The sequence below is a fragment of the Streptomyces speibonae genome (assembly GCF_984686075.1).
In genome coordinates this window covers 1,750,913-1,765,186 of record NZ_OZ480260.1, presented here as the reverse complement: position 1 = coordinate 1,765,186, position 14,274 = coordinate 1,750,913, and the positions used below count along the sequence as shown (strand labels likewise).

At 71.8% G+C, this 14,274-nt stretch carries 16 protein-coding genes; 8 read left to right on the top strand and 8 right to left on the bottom strand.

What is annotated here, in order from left to right:
* The first annotated feature begins 27 nt into the window (after nucleotides 1–27).
* The 4 genes from AC5L3C_RS07805 to msrB all read left to right on the top strand — a co-directional run bounded on the left by AC5L3C_RS07805 (nucleotide 28) and on the right by msrB (nucleotide 3,398).
* Nucleotides 28–822, top strand: coding sequence for a pyrimidine reductase family protein (locus AC5L3C_RS07805; protein WP_493647925.1), 795 nt, complete (start codon nucleotides 28–30; stop codon nucleotides 820–822).
* A gap of 208 nt (nucleotides 823–1,030) precedes the next feature.
* Nucleotides 1,031–1,504, top strand: a complete 474-nt coding sequence (locus tag AC5L3C_RS07800) for an indole-3-glycerol phosphate synthase (protein ID WP_493647923.1) — start codon at nucleotides 1,031–1,033, stop codon at nucleotides 1,502–1,504.
* 80 nt (nucleotides 1,505–1,584) lie between these two features.
* Complete coding sequence (gene murC, locus AC5L3C_RS07795) at nucleotides 1,585–2,973, top strand: UDP-N-acetylmuramate--L-alanine ligase (RefSeq protein WP_493647921.1); 1,389 nt, start codon at nucleotides 1,585–1,587, stop codon at nucleotides 2,971–2,973.
* A gap of 14 nt (nucleotides 2,974–2,987) precedes the next feature.
* A complete protein-coding gene (msrB, locus tag AC5L3C_RS07790) occupies nucleotides 2,988–3,398 on the top strand; it encodes a peptide-methionine (R)-S-oxide reductase MsrB (protein WP_493647919.1) in 411 nt (136 codons plus the stop codon).
* Between the two features lie 38 nt (nucleotides 3,399–3,436).
* Here msrB and AC5L3C_RS07785 read toward each other — a convergent pair whose 3' ends face one another.
* On the bottom strand, nucleotides 3,437–4,810 hold the full coding sequence (locus AC5L3C_RS07785) for a hypothetical protein (protein ID WP_493647917.1): 1,374 nt from the start codon (nucleotides 4,808–4,810) through the stop codon (nucleotides 3,437–3,439).
* A gap of 112 nt (nucleotides 4,811–4,922) precedes the next feature.
* On the opposite strand from AC5L3C_RS07785, the gene AC5L3C_RS07780 reads away from it, so the two are divergent.
* The 4 genes from AC5L3C_RS07780 (at nucleotide 4,923) to AC5L3C_RS07765 (ending at nucleotide 8,041) form a co-directional block, all read left to right on the top strand.
* On the top strand, nucleotides 4,923–6,221 hold the full coding sequence (locus tag AC5L3C_RS07780) for a molybdopterin-dependent oxidoreductase (RefSeq protein ID WP_493647915.1): 1,299 nt from the start codon (nucleotides 4,923–4,925) through the stop codon (nucleotides 6,219–6,221).
* Nucleotides 6,222–6,234: 13 nt separating this feature from the next.
* Nucleotides 6,235–6,678 carry a hypothetical protein gene (locus AC5L3C_RS07775; RefSeq protein ID WP_493647913.1) on the top strand — a complete coding sequence of 148 codons (444 nt, stop codon included), beginning with the start codon at nucleotides 6,235–6,237 and terminating at the stop codon, nucleotides 6,676–6,678.
* Nucleotides 6,679–6,914: 236 nt separating this feature from the next.
* Nucleotides 6,915–7,349, top strand: coding sequence for a hypothetical protein (locus AC5L3C_RS07770; RefSeq protein ID WP_493647911.1), 435 nt, complete (start codon nucleotides 6,915–6,917; stop codon nucleotides 7,347–7,349).
* 185 nt (nucleotides 7,350–7,534) lie between these two features.
* Entirely contained in the window at nucleotides 7,535–8,041 is a 507-nt protein-coding gene (locus tag AC5L3C_RS07765) for a hypothetical protein (RefSeq protein WP_493647909.1), read from the top strand.
* A 90-nt stretch (nucleotides 8,042–8,131) separates the two neighbouring features.
* Here AC5L3C_RS07765 and AC5L3C_RS07760 read toward each other — a convergent pair whose 3' ends face one another.
* From AC5L3C_RS07760 to AC5L3C_RS07730, 7 genes are all read right to left on the bottom strand, one after another.
* Nucleotides 8,132–9,532 carry an NAD(P)/FAD-dependent oxidoreductase gene (locus tag AC5L3C_RS07760; protein ID WP_493647906.1) on the bottom strand — a complete coding sequence of 467 codons (1,401 nt, stop codon included), beginning with the start codon at nucleotides 9,530–9,532 and terminating at the stop codon, nucleotides 8,132–8,134.
* The gene (locus tag AC5L3C_RS07755) at nucleotides 9,525–10,715 is read right to left on the bottom strand and encodes an MAB_1171c family putative transporter (protein WP_493647904.1); all 1,191 of its coding nucleotides are present in this window, start codon (nucleotides 10,713–10,715) and stop codon (nucleotides 9,525–9,527) included. The genes AC5L3C_RS07760 and AC5L3C_RS07755 overlap by 8 nt, the downstream gene beginning before the upstream one ends.
* Complete coding sequence (locus AC5L3C_RS07750) at nucleotides 10,715–11,323, bottom strand: toxin (RefSeq protein ID WP_493647902.1); 609 nt, start codon at nucleotides 11,321–11,323, stop codon at nucleotides 10,715–10,717. Before AC5L3C_RS07750 ends, AC5L3C_RS07755 begins: the two co-directional genes overlap by 1 nt.
* Nucleotides 11,323–11,940, bottom strand: coding sequence for a hypothetical protein (locus tag AC5L3C_RS07745; RefSeq protein ID WP_493647900.1), 618 nt, complete (start codon nucleotides 11,938–11,940; stop codon nucleotides 11,323–11,325). Before AC5L3C_RS07745 ends, AC5L3C_RS07750 begins: the two co-directional genes overlap by 1 nt.
* Before the next feature lie 242 nt (nucleotides 11,941–12,182).
* Nucleotides 12,183–12,878: a class I SAM-dependent methyltransferase gene (locus tag AC5L3C_RS07740; protein WP_493647898.1), complete on the bottom strand. Its 696-nt coding sequence runs from the start codon at nucleotides 12,876–12,878 to the stop codon at nucleotides 12,183–12,185.
* Nucleotides 12,875–13,498 (bottom strand): TIGR04282 family arsenosugar biosynthesis glycosyltransferase, encoded by a 624-nt coding sequence (locus AC5L3C_RS07735; protein ID WP_493647896.1) that lies wholly within the window; start codon nucleotides 13,496–13,498, stop codon nucleotides 12,875–12,877. The genes AC5L3C_RS07740 and AC5L3C_RS07735 overlap by 4 nt, the downstream gene beginning before the upstream one ends.
* Nucleotides 13,495–14,217: a glycosyltransferase family 2 protein gene (locus AC5L3C_RS07730; protein ID WP_493647894.1), complete on the bottom strand. Its 723-nt coding sequence runs from the start codon at nucleotides 14,215–14,217 to the stop codon at nucleotides 13,495–13,497. The genes AC5L3C_RS07735 and AC5L3C_RS07730 overlap by 4 nt, the downstream gene beginning before the upstream one ends.
* Nucleotides 14,218–14,274: the final 57 nt, after the last annotated feature.

Genomic DNA, 14,274 nt, shown 5'->3' with positions numbered 1-14,274 from the left:
CGTACGTGCCGTGGAAGACTGCCTGACATGCGACGCCTGTTCCCCGTGACCGACGTGACCGATGAGACGGCAGCTCCCGGCGGGGTGGACGGCCGTGAGTGGACCCTGGCCGAGCTGGCCGCCGCGTACGCCTATCCCGCCCCCGGGCCCCGGGGCCGGGAGCCGTGGCTGCGCGGGAACATGGTCTCCACCCTCGACGGCGCCGCCCAGCACGACGGCCGCTCCCAGCCCATCTCCTGCCCCGCCGACATGCGGATCTTCGGCGTGCTGCGGGCCCTCGCGGACATCGTGGTCGTCGGCGCGGAGACGGTACGTCAGGAGGGCTACCGTCCGGCACGCGCGCGTGCCGAGTTCGCGGCGGCCCGGGAGGCGGCCGGTCAGGGCCCCGCGCCGGTGATCGCCGTGGTGACGGCGAGCCTGGACCTGGACTTCTCGCTGCCGCTGTTCACCTCGCCCCTGCTGCCCACGCTGGTCCTGACCGGTGCGGCCGCCGCCCCGGACCGGGTCGCCGCCGCCGAGAAGGCGGGCGCCCGGGTGGTCGTCGCCGGCGAGGGGGCCGCGGTGGACCCCGCGCGGGCGGTGCGGGCGCTGGCGGACCTCGGGCACACCCGGCTGCTGACCGAGGGCGGGCCGCGGCTGCTGGGGCAGATGGTGGCGGCCGACGCGCTGGACGAACTCTGTCTGACCCTCTCCCCGATGCTCACCGCGGGTGACGCTCAGCGCATTGCCGGTGGACCGTCAGTGACACTTCCGCGGCGTCTCACGCTGAAGTCGATGTTGGAGGAAGACGGTTTTCTGTTCACGCGGTACCAGCGGGCCTGAGGTCCGGCAGGGGGAGGGGGCGAAAGCCTGTTCGAGAATGCCGCCGGTCCGGCGATCGGCGGAACGGATCCGCCCGCCGTGTGCGGGAAGCGGCAAGACTGATTCCGGCAGTACCCGTGCGAACACGGGGCAGGATGGTTTCCGCGGGGCCTGGCTCGGCCCTCGGAACAAAGAGGGCCGCGGGCCCTCCGAGGAGAAGGGGCGCCTGGTGTTCACAAGCGTACTGATGATCGAGAAGGCCCTGACGTCCGCCGACGTGGAGTTCGTCACCACCTTGCACGGCGACGAGCCGGTCTCCTTCCACGTGCTGCTCCAGCCGCGCGGAGAACAGGCCGACCGGCTGCTGAGAGCCATCGACGACGTCGCCCTGGGCGAGATCGACGAGGCCGTCCGCGAGGGCGAGACCCCCGAGGGTGAGAACGCCCAGAGCATGGGTGAGCGGGCCCTGGAGGTGTCCCTGCAGGCGCTGCGCGCCACCGGCGACTCGGCGGAGGGCCGGCTCATCGAGGACCACCCCCTGGACGCGCTCAAGGCCATGGTGGAGGAGGTCGGCGCGGACGAGGTGATCGTGCTGACCGACCCGCACTACGTGGAGGAGTTCTTCCACCGCGACTGGGCCTCCCGGGCCCGCCACAAGGTCGGGGTGCCGGTGCTGAAACTCTTCTCCCACAGCAAGGCATAGGCTGGGGCGGCGCTCTCCCGGCTCTCCGGCGCGGGCGCGAAGACCGCCGTCCCGCTCGTCGTACCACTGGGAGAACACGCATGGCACCCGGCCTTCCCACCGCCATGGACCGACCGCACTTCATCGGCATCGGCGGCGCCGGGATGTCGGGCATCGCCAAGATCCTCGCCCAGCGCGGCGCCAAGGTGGCCGGCAGCGACGCCAAGGACTCCCCGACCGCCGACGCCCTGCGCGCGTACGGCGCCACCGTGCACATCGGCCACGCCGCCGATCACCTCGCCGACGACGCCAGCTGTGTGGTCGTCTCCTCGGCGATCCGCGAGGACAACCCCGAGCTGCTGCGCGCGGCCGAGCTGGGCATCCCGGTGGTGCACCGCTCCGACGCCCTGGCCGCCCTGATGGAGGGTCTGCGGCCGATCGCGGTGGCCGGCACCCACGGCAAGACCACCACCACCTCCATGCTGGCCGTCTCCCTCACCGAGCTGGGCCGCAGGCCGTCGTACGCGATCGGCGGCGACCTGGACGCCCCCGGCTCCAACGCGCTGCACGGCGACGGCGAGATCTTCGTCGCCGAGGCGGACGAGTCGGACCGCAGCTTCCACAAGTACGCGCCCGAGGTCGCGATCATCCTCAACGTGGAGCTGGACCACCACGCGAACTACGCGTCCATGGAGGAGATCCACGCCTCCTTCGAGACGTTCGTCGGCCGGATCGTGCCCGGCGGCACCCTGGTGATCTCCGCGGACCACGAGGGCGCCCGCGAGCTGACCCGGCGCCTGGCCGGCTCGGTACGGACGGTGACGTACGGCGAGGCGGAGGACGCCGACGTACGGGTGCTGTCGGTCGTGCCGCAGGGGCTGAGGAGCGAGGTCACCGTCGAGTTGGACGGCGCCCCGCTCACCTTCACCGTGTCCGTCCCCGGACGGCACTACGCGCACAACGCCGTGGCCGCGCTCGTCGCGGGCGCCGCGCTCGGCGTCCCGGCCGCCGAGCTGGCCCCCGCCCTGGCCGCGTACACCGGGGTGAAGCGGCGCCTCCAGCTCAAGGGCGAGGCCGCCGGCGTCCAGGTCGTCGACTCCTACGCGCACCACCCGACCGAGATGACCGCCGACCTGGAGGCGATGCGCTCCGCCGCCGGCGACGCCCGCATCCTCGTCGTCTTCCAGCCGCACCTCTTCTCCCGCACCCGGGAGCTGGGCAAGGAGATGGGCCGGTCGCTGGCCCTGGCCGACGCCTCGGCGGTGCTGGACATCTACCCGGCGCGCGAGGACCCGATCCCCGGCGTCACCAGCGAGCTGATCATCGAGGCCGCCCGCGCGGCCGGCGCGGACGTGACGGCCGTCCACGACAAGGCGGAGATCCCCGACGTGGTCGCGGGAATGGCGAAGCCCGGTGATCTCGTTCTCACCATGGGAGCGGGCGACGTCACCGACCTCGGCCCGCGCATCCTGGACCGTCTGTCGAAGTAAGGGGCTGGAAGCTCATGCCGTACGACGTCGAGAAGCCGGACGAGCAGTGGCGCGCGGAACTCTCGCCGTCCGAGTACGCCGTGCTGCGCGAGGCCGCCACGGAGCCGGCCTTCACCGGTGAGTACACCGACACCAAGACCGAGGGCGTCTACTCCTGCCGCGCGTGCGGCGCCGAGCTGTTCACCTCGGACACCAAGTTCGCGTCCCACTGCGGCTGGCCCTCCTTCTACGACCCGAAGGACACCGACGCCGTGGAGCTGATCGAGGACCGGTCGCACGGCATGGTGCGGACCGAGGTGCGGTGCTCCCGCTGCGGATCCCACCTCGGGCACGTGTTCGAGGGTGAGGGGTATCCGACGCCCACGGACCAGCGGTACTGCATCAACAGCATCTCACTGCGGCTGCGGCCCGCCGCCGAGGGCTGACCCGCGGCCCGCTCCTCACCCCGTCGGGACCAGGGGATTCACCACCACGTCAGGACCAGGTGATTGAGGAGCAGGGCCAGGGCGGCCTGCCCGGCCAGCCACCCGCGCGGGCCGGGCAGCAGCGCGCAGGCGGGCAGCAACCAGAACGCGAACGGCAGCCAGATGCGTTCCGTCTCCGCCTTGCTCATCCCGGACAGGTCGGCGATCAGCAGCGCCAGGAGCGCGGAGCACACGAGCAGGGCCAGACGCGGCGCGGGGGAGCGGGGCAGCGGGGTCCTCGACCCGGCCCACACCGCGCCCGCCCGGCGCAGCCCCGCCACCGTCGCCGGGCCCACCACCAGCACCGTGCAGGCCAGATTCGCCCAGACCCAGTAGCCGTACGGCCGTACCCCGCCCGCCCCTTGGTAGTAGCGGGTGACCAGCAGCCGGTACGCCTCCCACCAGTCGAAACCCACGGCCGTGAACACGGCCGGCACGACCAGGAACCCGGCCACCGCGTACGCCAGGGGCCGCGGCTTCCGCCCGCCCAGCAGCAGCACCGCCGCGGCGATCACCGCGAACAGGGTGAGCCCGTACGACAGATACATCGTCACGCCGAACAGCAGCCCGGAGCCGAAGCCCGTCCAGGCCGGCCGGTGACCCGTGACGGCGAGGGCCAGCAGGGCGACCGCCCAGGCGGCGACGGCCATGAACCAGGCGTCGGCGGAGGCGCCCACCCACACCGCGCCCGGGGCCAGCGCCAGGAAGGGCGCGGCGCGGCGGGCGAGCGACTCGTCGGCGAGCCGGCGCACCGCGATCAGGATCGCGGCCACCGCCGTGGTGCCGGCGGTGATGACGAACGCCCCGGCCCATCCGCCGCCGCCCAGCCCGATCCGGTCCAGCAGCACGAAGGTGAGGGTGGCGCCCGGCGGATGCCCGGCGACATGCGCGGGCCAGTTGTCCGGGGTGCCGATCAGGATGTGACCGTTGAAGTCCCGCAGCGCGGCGGGGATGTCACCGAAGCGGTCGATCACCCGCAGATACTCGTGCCGCGTGTTCAGCCGCCCCGCGACACCCCGGGACCAGCCGTCGACGAGGGCGAGCGACCAGGTCCACGCCAGCGACACCCCCCAGGCCGTGAGCAGCAGGGGCCGCCAGGACAGCCGGACGGCCAGGGCGGGGCCGTACGCCACGACGGCGGCGGCGACGAGCAGCGCGGCCGGGGTGCCGGGACCGGTGTGCGGCATCCAGTCGCCCACCAGCGGCGGCCAGGCCACCCGCAGCGTGCCGTAACGGTTCTGGATGTACGTCCCGATCACCGCGGCGGCCAGGACGAGCAGCGCGGCCGCGCCGACGGCGGTCAGATCGCGGCCGAGTCCGCCGCGCGAGGTCGTACGGACGGGCGGGAGGGTACGGGGGAGATCGCGGTTCACGCCGTCACGCTAGGCCGGGGGAGCGCGCGCGACCGGCTGACAAGGGCGGATGTCAGCGTTTCGTCATGCTTCCCTGACCCTCTCGGGGGTGGTGCGGATCTACCGTCGGCACATGGCTCGCTCTCTCTTCCGCACCCCTCCCGCGCGCGGCCCGTTCGCGCCGGACTTCTGGCGCAGCCCACTGCGCGGCATCCGGTTCACCTCGGTCCTCGGGGTGGTGCTCCTCGCCGGCATCACGATCCTGTTCGTGACGGGACTGCTGTCGTACGCGGCGTACAACCCGGATCTGGCACGGGTGAACGACATGACCCCGGGCAAGGGACTGCTCGGCTTCTACCTCTTCTCCTGGCCCACCGACCCGCCGTGGCTGTACCGGCTCACCCAGGGCGTGCACGTCACCCTGGGCCTCGCGCTCGTCCCGGTGCTGCTGGCCAAGCTGTGGTCGGTGGTGCCCCGGCTGTTCACCCTGCCGCCGGCCCGCTCGCTCACCCACGCGCTGGAGCGGATCTCGCTGCTGCTGCTCGTCGGCGGGGCGCTCTTCGAGTTCGTCACGGGCATCCTCAACGTCCAGCTCGACTACGTCTTCCCCGGCTCCTTCTACCCCCTGCACTTCTACGGCGCCTGGGTGTTCTTCGGCGCGTTCCTCGCGCATGTGGTGCTGAAGGCACCGGCGGCGTTCCGCAATCTGCGGGCGATGCGGGAGGAGCGGGGCGGGGAGCGGGATGGCCGGGACGGTTCCCCGGTGACGGACGGGGCGGCCGATGAGCTGGCCGCCCCGCGGCCCGACCGGCCGACCGTCTCGCGGCGGGGCGCGTTCGGGCTGGTCGGCGGCGCCTCGCTGCTCCTCTTCGCCACCTCGGCCGGGCGCAGCTTCGACGGACCGCTGCGCGAGACCGCCGTCCTCACCCCGCACGGCGGCCCCGAACCCGGCGGCGGACCGGCCGGTTTCCAGATCAACAAGACCGCCGCGTACGTCGGGGTCCGCGCCGGCGAGACGAGCGAGGAGGCGTGGCGGCTGACCGTCGCCGGGCGATCCGGCACGGTACGGCTCAGCAGGGCCGACCTGCTCGGCCTGCCGCTGCACAGCGCCGACCTGCCCATCGCGTGCGTGGAGGGCTGGTCCACCTCCGACCAGTGGTGGCGGGGCGTGCGGCTGCGGGACCTCGCGGCGCTCGTCGGCCATGACGAACCGGTCGACGTGCTCGTGGAGTCGTTGCAGCGCCGCGGCCCCTTCCGCCGTGCCGCGCTGCGCTCGAACCAGGTGGAGGACCCGCGCTCCCTGCTCGCCCTGTTCGTCAACGGCGAGGAACTGACCCTGGATCACGGGTATCCGGCCCGGATCATCGTGCCCGCCGCCCCCGGTGTGCTCAACACCAAGTGGGTCGAGCGGCTGACCTTCGGTGAGGTGTGAGGTGAGGAGGCCGATGGTGATGCGTGGGCTCGGCAGCCCGTTCCAGCTGTGCGTGCTGCTGTGCTCGTTCGCGCTGAGCGGATACGCGGGGGTGCGGCTGCTCGACGGGGACTGGGTGCTGATCGTGCTGTGGTTCGCGGGGGCGGCGGTGATCCACGACCTGGTGCTGCTGCCGCTGTACGCGGGGGCCGACCGGGTGCTGGTGAAGGGGGCGGCGGGGCGGCGGCGCGGGGCGTGGGTGAACTACGTGCGGGTGCCGGGTGCGCTGTCCCTGCTGTTGCTGCTGGTGTGGTTTCCGCTGATCAGCGGGCGGGTGTCGGAGCGGTACGCGGGGGTGACGGGTCAGTCGGCGGACGGCTTCCCGGTGCGGTGGCTGGTGATCACAGCGGTGCTGTTCGGGGGGTCGGCGGTGGTCTTCGCGTGGCGGGTGGGGAGGGGGCGGCGGGTGTCGGGGTGACGGTCGGGTGGTGTCGCTGTCACCCCCATCGCCGACGACCACCGGCTGCAGATCACCTGGCGGCGCACGAACGCCGACGGCACCACCTGTGCCGACCAGGCCTGGCTGCCCCTCGGCCAGATCACCACCGGGGCGCTCTCCTTGGGCTATGCGACGACCATCGCCGCATCCCAGGGCCTGACCTCCGACACCGCCCTTACCTATGGCCTGGGCACCAACGCCTACACCCTCCCGTTATGTTTTCCCCGGTCCTGCAAGAGGACAACTGGCCTCCGGGCGGCGAGGCTCCCGATGGCCCGACGGTCATGCGACAGTGGTTCGCCGCGATGCATGCCCACTTGCCCACGCTGGCCACGCGGATCGACACGGCACGGACGGAAGCCGCCCAGCAAGCCCGTCGCGAGGCCGCCGCGCTGCGCAGGGCGAGTGAACTGCGCTTGGTCGTCGGACAGCTTCAGACCGAGCAGCAGCTGAGGCGGCACATCATTGGCCAGGCTCCGCAACGGCACGCGTCCGACGAGGCAGCCCGCGCTGCGCTACAACGGGTGCGGCAGCACATCGCGCAGGATACCCAGCAGACCGCCAACGGCACCCACGACCGAGCGCCGGCGTCCGCACCAACATGTGACCGAAGACTGGACGAGTACCGGCTTCGACTCGTACATCACTGAGATCACGTACGCCGCAAAGAGCAACCCCCGCGGGCGCGGGGACGACACGAGGCGGCAACCGCCGAGCCCGTCGTCACCGGAGCAAACCCGGGCGCGGGGACGACCGGGAGAGGGGGAGCAGTGGCGGCGGAGTTGAGGAGCAACCCCCGCGGGCGCGGGGACGACGCGACCGCGACGTGCGCGGCGTGCTGTGGGCCCGTTGCTCCTTCGGCGCGGTCGACGGCTTCGGCGAGCCCAGGGGCAAACCGCAGTGGCGCATGATGCATCCTCTGCGGCAGCGGGGAACGATGCAGGCGATGCGCTGCCAGGTCTGCGCCGAACGCGCACGGACCCCCCTCGGGTTCGTCTTCCTCGCAGGCCCGAACACAGTGGACCCCGACGACTCCGGGATCCTCACCAACCAGCCACCGGTGTGTGCCCGGCACGCGCGCACCGCCGCCGACCTGTGCCCGCACCTCACGCGCGACCCGATGGTGCTCCTGGCACAGGGCGCACCCCTGTACGGCGTGAACGGCGTCGGCTACGGCTACGGCTCCCAGGGCGTGCAGGTCGTGGAGCGGCCGGCCGGACCGATCCCGTACGGCCACCCGCTCCTGCCGACCGTCCTGGCCTCCCAGATGGTGCGCCGGCTCAGTTCCTTCCGGCCCATGGGCCTGGACGAACTGCTCTGGGAACTGAGGCGCGCCGCATAAGACCCCTGCCCGGCGGCTCGGTTGTCCCCCCCCCGGCCGGGCCGCCGGGCAGGCTCGGAGAGTCGCACAGTTGTGCAAAAACGATCTTGGTCAGTTGAGTGCCGCCTTGCGTTCTTGTTCTCGGAGCGGGGCGCCGGGCAGGAGTTTCCTCTTCGGGCCGAACAGCATGGGCCGGAGCATGTCGGGGGAGAACAGGCGGGTCGGGGGCTCGAGCAGGCTCATGACGTCGAGGAGGGCGTTGAGGGCGCGGGGGTTGGCGGCGCCGGTCTCTACGCAGCGGTCGACGTAGCGGGCGAGGAGCTTTTCCACGGCGGTGGGCGGGGTGTCGGAGGCGCCCGGGTAGAGGGCGTCCTGACCGACTGCCAGGTTCCATGCGGCGCCGACGGGACGGGCTGCCGCGCGCTGTATGCGTTGGGCGGTGCCGGGTTTGGTGAGGGGGCGGGAGCGTAGTACGTCCCGGACGGCGAGCGCGCATTGGGCGGCGACGGACAGGCCGTGGCCGTAGACGGGGTTGTAGCCGGCGATGGCGTCGCCGAGGGCGACGAACCCTTCGGGCCAGCGGTTCATCTTCTCGTAGTAGCGGCGGGTGTTGGCCGTGCTGCGCGAGGTCCTGACATCACCGATCGGTTCCGCGTTCTTGAGCAGTTCTCCGATGACGGGGTCGCCGAGGTCGAGGGCGAAGTCGATGAAGGCCTCGTTGTCGGCGGTGGGCTCGCCGCCGCGGGTGCCGGCCAGGGTGACGATCCAGCGGTCGCCCTCGATCGGCAGGATGATCCCGCCCCGGCCGGGCGGGTTGGCGGGGTTGGCCTGCACGTTGACGAGTGGGAAGCCGATCCCGGCGGTGCTGCCGGGTGCCTTGTAGAGGCGGGTGGCGTAGGCGACGCCGGCGTTGACTTCACGCGTTTCGACCTCCGGCAGGCCCAGGTCCCGGAGCCAGTGGGGTGCGCTGGTGCCGCGGCCGGAAGCGTCGACGACCAGGTCGGCGCTCAGGGTCTCGGCGGTGGTGCCGGTCTGCACGCGGACGCCCGTGACAGCTGTCGAGGAGCCCTCCAGGCCGAGCGCGGTGGTGTTCTCGCGGAGTGTGATGCGCGGGTCGTCGAGGACGTGGGTGCTCAGGACGTGATCGAGGAGGAAGCGGGAGCACACCAGGTTGCGGTGGGGGACGTTCTCGAAGCGCCGGAACCACACCTCGTTGGGGGCGCGGGAGACCATGTCGCCCATGATGCGTACGAGGCGCGCCCCACGGGCGACGGTCTCCTCGATCACGCCGGGCAGCAGCTCCTCGAAGGCCTTCACCCCTCCGGTCCATACCAGGTGGGCGTGGTGGGCCTGGGGTATTCCGCGGCGCGGCTCGGGGCCGTCGGGCAGACAGTCGCGCTCGAGCACGGTGACGTCGGCGAACTCGGCGAGTGAGGCCGCGGCCAGGAGTCCCGAGGCGCTGGCGCCGATGACGACGGCGGTGGGCCGGCCGGTGATGACTCTGTCAGACATGAACGGTCACGCTCTCTGTGCTGGTCGCCCGCTGGCGTACGCGGTCGAGGAGACGGGGTCGGTGCAGGGCCTTGCCGATGGCGTCCAGGCGCTCGGTGACCTCGGGGCCGATCAGCGAGGGCTGGTCGTCTGTGCTGATCGGTGTACCGGCGGTGTAGGCGTCGACTGCTTTGTGGATGGCGACGGCGCCGGCGAGTCCGCGGGCCGCGTCGTCGCTGTGTTCGGCGGCGGCCTCTGCGTAGTACCGCTGGTAGGCGGTGTGATCGAAGTAAGGGGCGAGAACGCGCAGAGCATCATGGATGCGCTGTTCGCGCTGCATCAGCTTCAGGCTCAGCGGTGTGAGCACGCCGAAGCGGGCGGTGGCCGCCGCCGCGTTGGTGACCCGAACGGTCCGCCACAGGCCACGCAGGCGCCGGTAGTCGCGGCCGTTGCGGATGCGGGTCCTCAAGGCGGGACCGGCCTGCGGGATGATGAAGCCGAGCGCGACGAGGAGAGCCTCGAGAAGGGCGAAGGGCGGAGCCACCTTCGTGCTCAGCGCGTCCAGGTCGTGCCCACTCCAGCGGGCGCCGACCGCGACCAGCTTGGCAACGTCGAAGACGAGGCCGGAGGCGTACCCGACCTGCAGAAAGACGACACTGCTCTTGATCCAGCCCTTGGTGATCTCGGGGTACCACTTCCACAGCATGCTCGCCGAGACCACACACGACACCGCGTGGGCGACGACGTACAGCAGGATGTGCTCCCGCATCCAGGGCGTGGTCGCGTAATAGGTGTCGAGGTCGTAGATGCGCGGTTCGGGGACGTCGGCCAGGAAGAACGTGATCCACAGGGCGCCGATGATGCCTGCGTAGATCCAGTAGATGGCGATCATGCGGCGGCGTCGTCGCTCGGAGGGTGGTTCCCGCCAGCGCATGATCATGGTCAGGCCGGTGGCGCAGAACGCGGTGAGGAAGCTGTATGCCCAGGGGGCTGCGATGTTCGGTACACCGGTCCAGACGTTCAGCCGGTGAATGTTGACCGGCGTGATCACGACGAGGACGGCCGCGGCCCACAACAGGAGGAGGGCGGTTGCCCGGACGTCGGCATCGCGGCGGCCCGCGCGCCACAGCATCGGACCTCTCAGCGCCAGCGCGACGACGAGCGCGACGGTGGGAACGATGTAGGGAACGTTGAGATCGGCCATCAAAGGACGCGTCCGCCCCGGTGCGACAGCGACAGGGTGAGACGGCCTTCGACGGTGGCGGCGGTGGCCCGGGGCTGTGCGTAGCGTCCAGCCACCCAGGTGCGGACCTCGCTGCCGAACCAGAGCCCGAAGGTCTCGGCGTCCACTTCGTCGGTGTCCGCGGATCCGGAGCGGGCCGCGACGGCGAGGATCGCGTCCATGGGGACCTGCTCCGACGCGAGGACCAGTTCCGCAGCTTGTCGGATCGTGTCACTCGAGGTGTGGGGGGCGACCGCTCGAGCCGCAGCGCTCAGACCGGGCATGGCATGACTGCAGTGGTCGAACTCCTCGTGGTACAGCTCGTGCCCGAGGATGACCAACTGTGCCTGCGGGGCCATCCCCGCGGCGATCACGATCAGACTCCGGTCACTCATGACCAAGCGCAAACCCGAGACCGGCACCTCGGAGGGGAACTCCCTGAAAAGCAGGACGACCGGCTTGTTCTTCCGCTTGCTCATCGCATGGCAGAACTCCTCCATCACGACCTCCGCAGCGGCCGGCACCTGTATGCGCTTCGCCACGTCCCTGCCTAAGTCGGCGAGCAGCGCCTTCATGGTCCTACTGCTCATCAGCCCTGGTCCCCTTTCGGCGGAATGACTGATCTGAAGACGCCCTCCAGAAGGACGGCAAGCTGTTCCTTGCTGGAGACGCCGCCAGAGGCACCGTGCAGTCTCATGTCGGCGGCCTCCACCCCGTACCTGTCCATGAGCGCTTCGATCGGATCGCGCTCGGGGGGCTCGTAGCGAAGCAGAACACGCTGGAGCGCGCGGTTCAGAGCGTCGACCGCGAGGCTTGTGAAGTAGGTTTCCTGGCCGTCCAGTTCGAAGTAGACGGCCAGCTCGTGAAGGGTTTTCGAGTTCGGCACCTTCTCGCCGCGGATCACGCTGCGGGCCCAAGGGCGGGAGATCGGGTGAAGGGCTACCTGGACCTCCCCGATGAGCTGGGCCTCGGTTTTCCCGGTCGCGGCCAGGTGGTACGCGACGAAGGCCTTCATGCGCCCCAGAACCCGCTCGTTGAACTCCGGCTCCGGCACCTCCTCGCCTCGCAGGAGAGCACGGACCGTATCCACCGGCAGGGATGTTCTGTCTGCCAGAACGTGAGGATCCAGGACGGCATGTCTGTCCAGGTCCTGCGCCTTGATCTGCGCCTCAAGGCGCCGGAGAGTCTCGGAGACGGGGGTGTTCACCTGTGCGCTCCCGCGTGTCGGGTGATCGTCGTGTCCCGGCACTTTAGCCGGGCGAGCGCCCAGGCGGGAACGATCGTTACTCATCGCAGAAACGATCGTTGACACAGCCTGGCGCCGCGTAGCAAGATCCCGGCAGCGGAATCGAGGCACCCGATTACCTTGTGTGACATTTTTTGATCATTGGTCAGTCCGACGCGAACTCGCACGGGGGAGTCGCCTCTGGCTGAGCGTGAAGGTGGGGGCTACTCCCGGCGCAGGGACACAAACGTGCGTTCGGAGGTTGACCACTGGTCGGTGGGGTGCCAGCCCGTTGTTCTTGCGTGGCGCAGGAGGGCCGGGGTGCCCAAGCGGGCCCACGGGAAAGGGGCGCCCGGGGTGCCGTTCGTGTCGGTGATCTGGACCTGGAGGCGTTCGTCGATGTCCGGGTGGGGGGATGTTTCGGCGATGAGGAGGCCGCCGGGGGCGAGGAGTTGGGCCAGGCGGCAGAGGAGGGCGGCCGGGTCGCCGCCGATGCCGATGTTGCCGTCGATGAGCAGCGCGGTGCCCCAGCGGCCGGTGCCGGGCAGGGGGTCGAAGACCGAGCGCACGAGCGCCTGGCCGCCCCGCCCGACGGTGTGGGCGACCGCGGCCTCGCTGACGTCGATACCCAGCGCACGGTGCCCGCGCGCGCCCAGCGCCGCGACCAGCCGCCCCGGTCCGCAGCCCACGTCCAGCACCGTGCCCTCGCAGCGCCGCAGCACGTCCAGGTCGGCCGCGTCCGCCTCCGCGCACCAGCGCTCCACGTCCAGGGGCAGCAGCCATCCGTCGGCGCGGCGCAGGAACAGCGGTCCGCGGCCGGCGTGCAGGGCGTCGGCGTAGGGGTCGGCGGACCAGGCGCGTTCGGCGGCGGGGGCCGTGCGCTGGAATCCCGTGCGTGCGGCCGCGCGCACGCCGCTCACCGGCGGGCCGCCGTCAGCCGGGCCAGCCGCGCGGCGAACCGCCCCTCCGGCGCGGCCCGCGCCACCAGCGTCGCGTCGCCGGCGGTGTCCACGTCACGCAGCAGCGGCAACTCCCGCACCCGCAGATGCGCGAGCCGCCGCCGCTGTGCCGCGCCCGTGTCCGGCGTCGACATGGGGACGCCGCGCAGCAGTCCCGGGTCGGGGTCGGCCAGGCCCAGCGCCCAGAAGCCGCCGTCCTCGGCGGGGCCGAAGCAGGCGTCGCAGTCCGTGAAGTCCACGGTGAGCAGGGCCGGGGTCACCTGGGGGGTGTCCATGCCGATGAGGAGGGCGGGTCCGTCGCACCCGGCGAACGCGGCGGCCAGCCGTTCGTCGAGGCCGCCCGCGCACTGCGGTACGACCTCGATCCCGGCCGGCAGCCACGGCCCCGGTGTGCCGTCCAGCACCAGCACCCGGCGCCGCGCGGGGGTGCGCGCCACCACGTCCAGCGTGTCCGCGAGCGCGGCCTCGGCGAGCCCCGCCGCCTCCTCGGGGGTGAACGGCGGGGTCAGCCGGGTCTTCACCCGGCCCGGGCGGGGCTCCTTGGCGATGACGAGCAGCGTCACGGGCGAGGTCGGGGTCACGAGGTCACCTCCTCGCGCACCGGCGGCTCGTTCAGCACCCGGCTCATGTCCCGTACCGCCTGATACGTGCCGCGCCAGGTGCCGGTCACCTTGGACGCGCCGGTGCGCGGGGCGTACGGGACGTCGTGCTCGGTGACGCGCCAGCCCGCGTCGGCGGCGCGCACCACCATCTGGAGCGGATAGCCGCTGCGCCGGTCGGTCAGGTCCAGGGCGAGCAGCTCCTCGCGCCGGGCGGCCCGCAGCGGGCCGAGGTCGCGCAGCCGCAGTCCGGTACGGCGGCGCAGCAGCCGGGACAGGGCGAGGTTGCCCGCGCGGGCGTGGACCGGCCAGGCGCCGCGCCCCCGCGGCCGCCGCCGTCCCAGCACCAGGTCGGAAGCCCCGGCCCGGATCTCGTGGACGAAGGGCACCAGATCCGCGGGATCCAGTGAGGCGTCGCAGTCGCAGAAGCAGACGATGTCGGCCGTGGCGGCGGTCAGTCCGGCGTGGCAGGCGGCGCCGAAACCGCGCCGTTCCTCGTGCACGACGGTCGCGCCGAGCTCGCGGGCGATGCGGTCCGAGCCGTCCGTGGAGCCGTTGTCCACGACCAGGGCGCGCCAGCCGGGCGGAACGCGCTCCAGCACCCACGGCAGCGCCGCGGCCTCGTCGAGACAGGGGAGGACGACGTCCACGGACACCGGTGGCGGTTCCGGGGCAGGGGAGGAGGTGGTCACGGCACTCACCCTACGAAGACAAAGCAGCCATACCGGACAACGGCTCCTTACGAAACTCGGACGTCG

What these genes read in the sequence shown, in the direction of transcription:
- AC5L3C_RS07775 (WP_493647913.1), top strand. Translation starts at nt 6,235, where the DNA reads ATGGTGATGCGTGGGCTCGGCAGCCCGTTCCAGCTGTGCGTGCTGCTG.
- murC (WP_493647921.1), top strand. Translation starts at nt 1,585, where the DNA reads ATGGCACCCGGCCTTCCCACCGCCATGGACCGACCGCACTTCATCGGC.
- AC5L3C_RS07770 (WP_493647911.1), top strand. Translation starts at nt 6,915, where the DNA reads ATGTTTTCCCCGGTCCTGCAAGAGGACAACTGGCCTCCGGGCGGCGAG.
- AC5L3C_RS07780 (WP_493647915.1), top strand. Translation starts at nt 4,923, where the DNA reads ATGGCTCGCTCTCTCTTCCGCACCCCTCCCGCGCGCGGCCCGTTCGCG.
- msrB (WP_493647919.1), top strand. Translation starts at nt 2,988, where the DNA reads ATGCCGTACGACGTCGAGAAGCCGGACGAGCAGTGGCGCGCGGAACTC.
- AC5L3C_RS07805 (WP_493647925.1), top strand. Translation starts at nt 28, where the DNA reads ATGCGACGCCTGTTCCCCGTGACCGACGTGACCGATGAGACGGCAGCT.
- AC5L3C_RS07755 (WP_493647904.1), bottom strand. Translation starts at nt 10,715, where the DNA reads ATGGCCGATCTCAACGTTCCCTACATCGTTCCCACCGTCGCGCTCGTC.
- AC5L3C_RS07750 (WP_493647902.1), bottom strand. Translation starts at nt 11,323, where the DNA reads ATGAGCAGTAGGACCATGAAGGCGCTGCTCGCCGACTTAGGCAGGGAC.
- AC5L3C_RS07760 (WP_493647906.1), bottom strand. Translation starts at nt 9,532, where the DNA reads ATGTCTGACAGAGTCATCACCGGCCGGCCCACCGCCGTCGTCATCGGC.